Raw genomic sequence first — 6,881 nt, forward strand, 5'->3', positions numbered from 1 at the left:
CGTCCCGGCGGCGACCGCGCCTGCGGCTGCCGCCGTCACGGCCGACGTCGTGCCGGCGGCGCCGGTTCCGGTCGACCGCGAGTCCGTCGCCCGCGTCGTCGCCTCGGCGGGCGGTTCCGCGGTGCCGGGTTCGCCGGGGCCGGACCGTGCCGGGTCGCCGCCACGACCCGCACCGTCCTCCCCGTCCGGTCCCGCCGGGGCGCCCGCGTGCGACGCGGCCACCCCACTCGGGTCGGCCGCGTCCTCGGCACCGGATTCAGTCACCGTGCGTGACGAAAGTCCACCCGATCGAGATGCGCCGGGCGGTCCCTCCGCAGAGCCGGACGGCCTGACAACCGGCATCTGGATGGTCTGGTCGGTCGCGTTCTGCGCCGCCTCGGGCGTACCCGAGGCCGCGCCGCTGTCCGGCCGGACGACCGGCAGGACCTGCGTCGCGGGCTCCATGTCGGCGCCGTAGCGCGCCTCCATGTCGGCCCGGTCGGCCCGGTCCGGCGCCGCGGCGGCACCGGTGCCACGACCGGAGGCGTCGGCCTCCGCCCGGTCACCGGCCTTCACCGCGGCACGGGTCTGCCACCAGTCGTAGGCGAGCACCAGGCCCGCGATCAGGCTGATGACCACCGATGTCCACGCCAGTGCCACCACGTGCAGGAACCATCCTGCGAGCAGCAGCACCAGCGCGATGACCACGAGGATCAGGACCAGCACCAGCATCGGCGAACTCCGTCGGTCGGCAGCGGCACCTGTCCGCTACCCGGTCGTCGTCGGTCGTCCCCGGCACCTCGGAGGCGCCGTGGGGCGGTCAGCTCCCGGTGTCGGCCCGCTGGCCGTACCCGGAGGCGGCGTACCCGCCGTTCGAGCCCGACCTGGTGGCACCGGTGCCGTCCGACGGGGCAGCCGAACCGCGACCCTCCAGGTCACGCAGCTGCGACTCCAGGTAGGTCTTCAGACGGGTGCGGTACTCCCGCTCGAAGGTCCGGAGCTCGTCGATCTTCTTCTCCAGAACGGACTTGTCGCGCTGGATGGCGCCCATGATCTCGTTCTGCTTGCGCTCGGCCTCACTGACCAGGCCGGACGCCTTCTCGCGCGACTGGCGCTCGAGCGTCTCGGCCCGCGTGCGGGCGTCGTTGAGCATGGTCTCGGCACGCGAGCGCGCGTCGTTGACCAGGCCGTCGGCCTTCGTCCGGGCGTCCGACAGGAGCTGCTCGGACTTGTTCCGGGCGTCCGACAGCATCGTGTCGGCCTCGTTCTTGGCCTCCGCGGTCAGGCGGTCGGCCATCTCCTGGGCGAGGCCCAGGACCTTGGCGGCCTGCACGTGGTGGTCACCGCCGTCGGCATCGGCGGGGCCGGCACCGGCCAGCTGCGGAGCGGGAGCACCCGCACCACGGCCCATCGGCGACGGGGAGGCGGCCAGGGCCTGGGTCTGCGCCGGAGCCGGCTGGCTCCGTGCCTCCTCCAGGTCGGCCTCGGCATCGCCGAGACGCTGCTCCAGCTGCGCGACCTGGTCGCGCAGGTCGTCGTTCTCCCCGATCAGCCGGGCCAGTTCGGCCTCGACCAGATCGAGGAAGGCGTCGACCTCGTCCTCGTTGTAACCCCGCTTCCCGATCGGGGGTTTGCTGAACGCGACGTTATGAACGTCGGCGGGCGTCAGCGGCATCGGATCACCTCATGCGGTCCTCGGCGGCACTCCCGGGTGACTGGGGCTCATCCCAGGAGCTGTGATCTGACGGCGCTCATCGAGATGAACACCACCAGCAACAGAACCATAATCGACAGGTCCAGTCCTACGCCTCCGATACGGACCACGGGGATCACTCTCCGCAGCAACTTGACCGGAGGGTCGGTCACGGTGAAGACGACCTCGAGCGCCACGGCGGGCGCTCCGGCGGGTCGCCACTGGCGCGCGAACGACCGGACCATCTCGACGACGATGCGGGCCGCGAGCAGCAGCCAGAAGAAGAACAGGACGTAATAGATCAGCGTCAGGATCGGGTCGGCCACGACTCAATCCTGTCGGAAAGCTCCGCGCTCGGCGAGCCTCCGCGCGTCGTCCGCGGAGACCTCAACGTCGGCCGGCGTGAGAAGGAACACCCGATCGGTGACCTTGTCGATGCTCCCGCGCAGGGCGAACGCCAGGCCCGCGGCGAAGTCCACCAGGCGTTTCGCTGCCGCGCCGTCCAGATCCGTGAGGTTCATGATGACGGGCACACCGTCGCGGTAGCGCTCACCGATGGTGCGGGCCTCGTTGTAGCTGCGGGGGTGCAGCGTCGTGATCGACGCCGGTCCCGCGGCCGCCCGGTCGCGCTGCTCCGGCACCGGCGCGGGGGCCACGACGGGCTCGTTCCGCTCCTCGCGTGCCGGACCCCGGAGGGTCTCCGGGTCCATCGCCAGCGCCCCGCGGACGGCCGCTCCGGGGCCGCCTCCGAGGGGAGTGGGAAGGTTCCCGCGCTCCGGGACCAGCCCGAGCGTCTCCCGCTCGCCGCGCGGATCCTGCCGCACGGCGCGCGCCGGACGGAGTGCCTCTCGCGCCGGGCGGGCGCCCCATCCGTCCTCGTAGCGGACCGCGGTCTCGTAGCGGTCGCCGTCGTAGGACGCCTGGTCGGCGAACCGACCGGCCCCGGCGGACCAACGGTCACCGCGCGGGCCGGCGTGGTGCTCGTGGCCGCCCCGGTAGTGATCCGGTTCGTCCACATAGTCCATCTCGTCGGCCGGGACCATGCCGAAGTACGCCTTCAGCCGGTACATCGCGCTCATCCGCTGTCCCCTCGCAGTACTGCTCGACTCCGTACGCGTCCCAACCGCACGCGCACCCCGCGTTCTGGCGACGGTCTCGCCGACGGTGCGGTCTCCGCCACCTGCTCAGTACCCACACCCACCAGCGATTACTCGGAGGCTATCCGCCGATCCCCCACAAGGGCCGTACCGACACGCACCACCGTCGATCCGTGACCGATCGCCGACTCCAGGTCCCCGCTCATCCCGGCGGACAGGACCGTCGCCCCGGGGTGCCGCCCGACGGTCTCCCGGTGCGCCTCGGCGATCCGCTCGAACGCCGCATCGGGCTCCCAGCCCAGCGGCGCGACGGCCATCAGCCCGGCCAGTTCCAGCCCCGGCAGCTCCGTGACCAGGTCCGTCAGCTCGACGAGCCCCTCCGGGGCGACGCCGCCGCGGTCGGCGTCGCCGTCGACGCTGTACTGCACGAGCACCGGCAGCGGGCCGCCGCGCTCCCCCGCGTCGCGGGCCTTCGCGACCTCCTTGTCGATCGCGCGGGCCAGCCGGGGCGAGTCGACGGAGTCGATCCGTGTCACCCACGGGAGCACCGTCCGTACCTTGTTCCGCTGCAGCCCGCCGACGAAGAACCAGTCCGGGGAGGCGTCCGGGCGCAGCGCCCGGACCTCGTCCACCTTGGACGCCGCCTCCTGCGCGCGGTTCTCGGCGAAGGCGTTCAGCCCGAGGTCGACCAGCGCGGCCACGTCGGCGGCCGGGATCGTCTTGGTGACGGCGAGCAGCCCGACCTCGGAGGGGTCGCGGCCGGCGGCGCGGCAGGCCTCGGCCACCCGCTCGCGGACGGCGGCCAGTCGGTCGGTCAGTTCGCCGACACGGTCGGCGGTGGGGGTGCGGGGATCGGACACGGCGTCCATCGTTCCCGCCCGCGGGGGCGCCCGCGAGCCCCGCGTGGCGTGGATCGCCGGACCGGGCCGCCGGTCAGCGCGGGTCGAGCCAGGTGATCCCGGCCTGGCGGCCGCAGCGGCCGTCGCGGCGGTGGCTGAACAGGTCCGGGTCCTCGACGGTGCAGCGCGGGTCGGTCGCGACCTTCGTGACGCCGAGGTCGGCGAGGCGGCGGGTGAGCCCGGCGCGCAGGTCCAGGCCGGCGGTGCCGGTGCGGGTGGTGGACGCGCTGCCCGGCAGCGCGGCGTCGACCTCGGCGCGCATGGCCGGGGGCACCTCGTAGCAGCGGCCGCAGACCGACGGCCCGAGCAGGACCTCCAGCCGTGCGGGCTGCGCGCCCAGTGCGGTCATCTCGGTCACGACGGCGTCGACGACGCCCGCGGCCGCGCCGACGCGGCCCGCGTGGGCGGCCCCGACGACGCCGGCGACCGGGTCGCCGAGCAGCACCGGTACGCAGTCGGCCGCGAGCACCGCGATGCCGAGCAGCGGCACGTCGGTGACGACGGCGTCGACGTCGGCGATGTCCGGGGCGACACCACCGGTGCCGGGGCGGGCCCGCGGGGGCTCGCGCAGCACGGCGACGTCGCGGCCGTGGACCTGGTTCAGGAACACCAGTCCGGACAGGCCGAGCTCACGCACGACGCGGGCCCGGTTCCCGGTCACCGCGGCCGGGTCGTCCCCGACCCCCGACGACAGGTTGAACGAGGTGAACGGGCCCTCGGACCGGCCACCGGCCCGGGTGGTGGTGACCCGGCGGATCCGCGCGCGGCGGGTGCCGTCCGCGCGGGCCGCCGTGGCCGGTGTCGGTGAGTCCGGCACGCGGGTCAGCGCCGCATGAACGGCGGGACGTCCACCTCGTCCTCGACCGGCTCGGCCGGACGCGCCGCGGGGTTCCCGCCGACGGTCCCGTGCTGGGCCGGGGCCGACGTCGGCGAGGCCGGCGCGGACATCGGACCGCTCGGAACGGCCGCGCCGTCGCCGCCGTGGTGCTGGGTGTCGCCCTGGCGCGGGGCCGGGGCGGTGGGCTGCGCGGGCGGCAGCGTCCCGGTGCGCTCGGGTGCGTGCGCCGTGGCGGGCAGGTGCGGCGCCGACGGGGTGGTAGCAGTCGTCGCGGCCCAGCGGGACTGGCCCTGCGGCTGCTGGCCCTGGTGCTGCTGGCCCTGGTGCTGCTGGGTCTGGTGCTGCTGGGTCTGCTCGGCCTGCTGCGGCGGCGCGGCCTGCGGTGCGGGCTCGGCGGACTTCTGGGTGCCGCGGGAGAACACGGCGGGCTCGAGCTTCTTGTGGGTCGGTGTGCCGCCCTCGAAGCCGGCCGCTATCACGGTGACCCGCACCTCGTCACCGAGCGAGTCGTCGATCACGGTGCCGAAGATGATGTTCGCCTCGGGGTGCGCGGCCTCCTGGACCAGCGACGCCGCCTCGTGGATCTCGAACAGACCGAGGTCCGAGCCGCCCGCGATCGACAGCAGCACGCCCTGCGCGCCGTCCATCGACGCCTCGAGCAGCGGCGAGTTGATCGCCTTCTCGGCGGCCTGCACGGCGCGGCCCTCGCCGCGTGCGGACCCTATTCCCATCAGCGCCGACCCGGCCCCGGACATGACCGACTTGACGTCGGCGAAGTCGAGGTTGATCAGTCCGGGGGTGGTGATCAGGTTGGTGATCCCCTGGACACCGGAGAGGAGCACCTCGTCGGCGGAGCGGAAGGCGTCCATCAGCGAGACGCCGACGTCGCCGAGCTGCAGGAGCCGGTCGTTCGGGATGACGATGAGGGTGTCGCACTCGTTGCGGAGCGCCTGGATGCCCTCCTCGGCCTGCCCCGCGCGACGGCGCCCCTCGAAGGTGAACGGGCGGGTGACGACACCGATGGTCAGCGCGCCGAGCTTGCGGGCGATCGAGGCGACGACGGGTGCGCCGCCGGTGCCGGTGCCGCCGCCCTCGCCCGCGGTGACGAAGACCATGTCGGCCCCCTTGAGGACCTCCTCGATCTCCTCGGCGTGGTCCTCGGCGGCCTTGCCCCCGACCTCGGGGTTGGCGCCGGCACCGAGGCCGCGGGTCAGCTCACGACCGATGTCGAGCTTCACGTCGGCGTCGGACATGAGGAGGGCCTGGGCGTCGGTGTTCACCGCGATGAACTCGACGCCCTTGAGGCCGACCTCGATCATCCGGTTGACGGCGTTGACGCCGCCGCCACCGATGCCGACCACCTTGATCACTGCCAGGTAGTTGTGCGGGGGCGTCATGCGCGGCACCTTCCAGTCGCTCGGGGTCCGGGGTTCGGGTGGGTCAAGCTCCGGGTGCCCCGGGCCTTCGGGTGCGCACGCTAAGTGGAGTGCGGTGCCCGGGTCCAGCAGGCGCGCCGCACGACGACAACACCCCGCCCGGGTGGTTCGACCTCGCTGCCGGTGGAAACCCGTACGGTCGTCGGAAGGTCACCCGCCGCAACCATCGGGTCGGGTGCGGCGGGTCAGCGCTGCCGGACGGTGACCAGCGACGGGCTGGAGACGTCGTAGACGGCGCCCTCGCGCTGCAGCACCGGTCCGAGGACCCGGGCCCGGGCGGCGGTCCGGTCGGTGTCCGTCCACGGGCCCCACAGGACCCGCCGGTCCTCGGTGAGCCCCAGCTCGAAAGTGGATCCGCCCCCGCCGAGCGACAGCGACTGCACCTGGTCGCGGACCGGGACCGGCAGTGCCTGCAGGACACCGACCGCGGCGAGGGTGGCGGGGTCGTCCGGGGCGACGCGCGGCAGCTGGAGCCGGGGCAGCCGCACGTCGGGCGGGGCGTCGCGGTAGACGAATCCCGTGACGTCGACGAGCTTCGGTCCGTCCGGGGTGTCGAGCAGCGCGGCCGGGGTGCGTTCGGTCACGGCCACCACCAGAGTGTCCGGCCAGGACCGGTCGACCTCCACCGCGGCGACGCCGGGGATGGCCGACACGCGGGCGGCGACGCCGTCGGTGTCGACCGCGGCGAGCGGGACACCGGTCTGGTCGCCCGCGGCGGCCTCGACGTCGCGGACGGGGATCTGGCGGGTGCCGTCGACCCGCACGGTGGCCACCGGGGGGCCGTACCGGCCCAGCGCCCACCAGCCGGCCGCGGACACCCCGAGGAGCACGACGGCGGCGGTGGCCAGCAGAGCGACGAGGCGACGGCGCCGGTAGCGCGGGTCGCGGCTGCGGGACCGTTCGGCCGCGCGGGCCGCCGTGCGCTCCCGGACCGCGGCA

The 6,881-nt window shown here is 74.2% G+C and carries 7 protein-coding genes and 1 pseudogene; all 8 read right to left on the bottom strand.

What is annotated here, in order from left to right; all coding sequences use genetic code 11:
- Positions 1-711 (bottom strand): annotated as a pseudogene (locus tag NH602_RS26265) (hypothetical protein); the annotation flags it as partial.
- An 88-nt stretch (positions 712-799) separates the two neighbouring features.
- On the bottom strand, positions 800-1,654 hold the full coding sequence (locus NH602_RS26270; RefSeq protein WP_073573917.1) for a DivIVA domain-containing protein: 855 nt from the start codon (positions 1,652-1,654) through the stop codon (positions 800-802).
- Positions 1,655-1,701: 47 nt separating this feature from the next.
- Positions 1,702-1,998 carry a YggT family protein gene (locus NH602_RS26275; RefSeq protein ID WP_373324230.1) on the bottom strand — a complete coding sequence of 99 codons (297 nt, stop codon included), beginning with the start codon at positions 1,996-1,998 and terminating at the stop codon, positions 1,702-1,704.
- 3 nt (positions 1,999-2,001) lie between these two features.
- On the bottom strand, positions 2,002-2,751 hold the full coding sequence (locus NH602_RS26280) for a cell division protein SepF (protein ID WP_073573918.1): 750 nt from the start codon (positions 2,749-2,751) through the stop codon (positions 2,002-2,004).
- A 128-nt stretch (positions 2,752-2,879) separates the two neighbouring features.
- Positions 2,880-3,638 carry a YggS family pyridoxal phosphate-dependent enzyme gene (locus NH602_RS26285; RefSeq protein ID WP_374210265.1) on the bottom strand — a complete coding sequence of 253 codons (759 nt, stop codon included), beginning with the start codon at positions 3,636-3,638 and terminating at the stop codon, positions 2,880-2,882.
- Positions 3,639-3,702: 64 nt separating this feature from the next.
- A complete protein-coding gene (gene pgeF, locus NH602_RS26290) occupies positions 3,703-4,485 on the bottom strand; it encodes a peptidoglycan editing factor PgeF (protein WP_253069186.1) in 783 nt (260 codons plus the stop codon).
- 5 nt (positions 4,486-4,490) lie between these two features.
- Positions 4,491-5,903 carry a cell division protein FtsZ gene (ftsZ, locus tag NH602_RS26295; protein ID WP_253069187.1) on the bottom strand — a complete coding sequence of 471 codons (1,413 nt, stop codon included), beginning with the start codon at positions 5,901-5,903 and terminating at the stop codon, positions 4,491-4,493.
- 224 nt (positions 5,904-6,127) lie between these two features.
- On the bottom strand, positions 6,128-6,881 hold a 754-nt coding region (locus NH602_RS26300; protein ID WP_253069188.1), incomplete at its 5' end, for a cell division protein FtsQ/DivIB.

The sequence above is a fragment of the Pseudonocardia sp. McavD-2-B genome, from assembly GCF_024124365.1.
In the GTDB taxonomy this organism is placed as follows: domain Bacteria; phylum Actinomycetota; class Actinomycetes; order Mycobacteriales; family Pseudonocardiaceae; genus Pseudonocardia; species Pseudonocardia alni.

Excerpts from the sequence above, each read along its gene's own strand:
- NH602_RS26280 (WP_073573918.1), bottom strand. The coding sequence starts at position 2,751 with ATGAGCGCGATGTACCGGCTGAAGGCGTACTTCGGCATGGTCCCGGCC.
- NH602_RS26285 (WP_374210265.1), bottom strand. The coding sequence starts at position 3,638 with ATGGACGCCGTGTCCGATCCCCGCACCCCCACCGCCGACCGTGTCGGC.
- NH602_RS26270 (WP_073573917.1), bottom strand. The coding sequence starts at position 1,654 with ATGCCGCTGACGCCCGCCGACGTTCATAACGTCGCGTTCAGCAAACCC.
- ftsZ (WP_253069187.1), bottom strand. The coding sequence starts at position 5,903 with ATGACGCCCCCGCACAACTACCTGGCAGTGATCAAGGTGGTCGGCATC.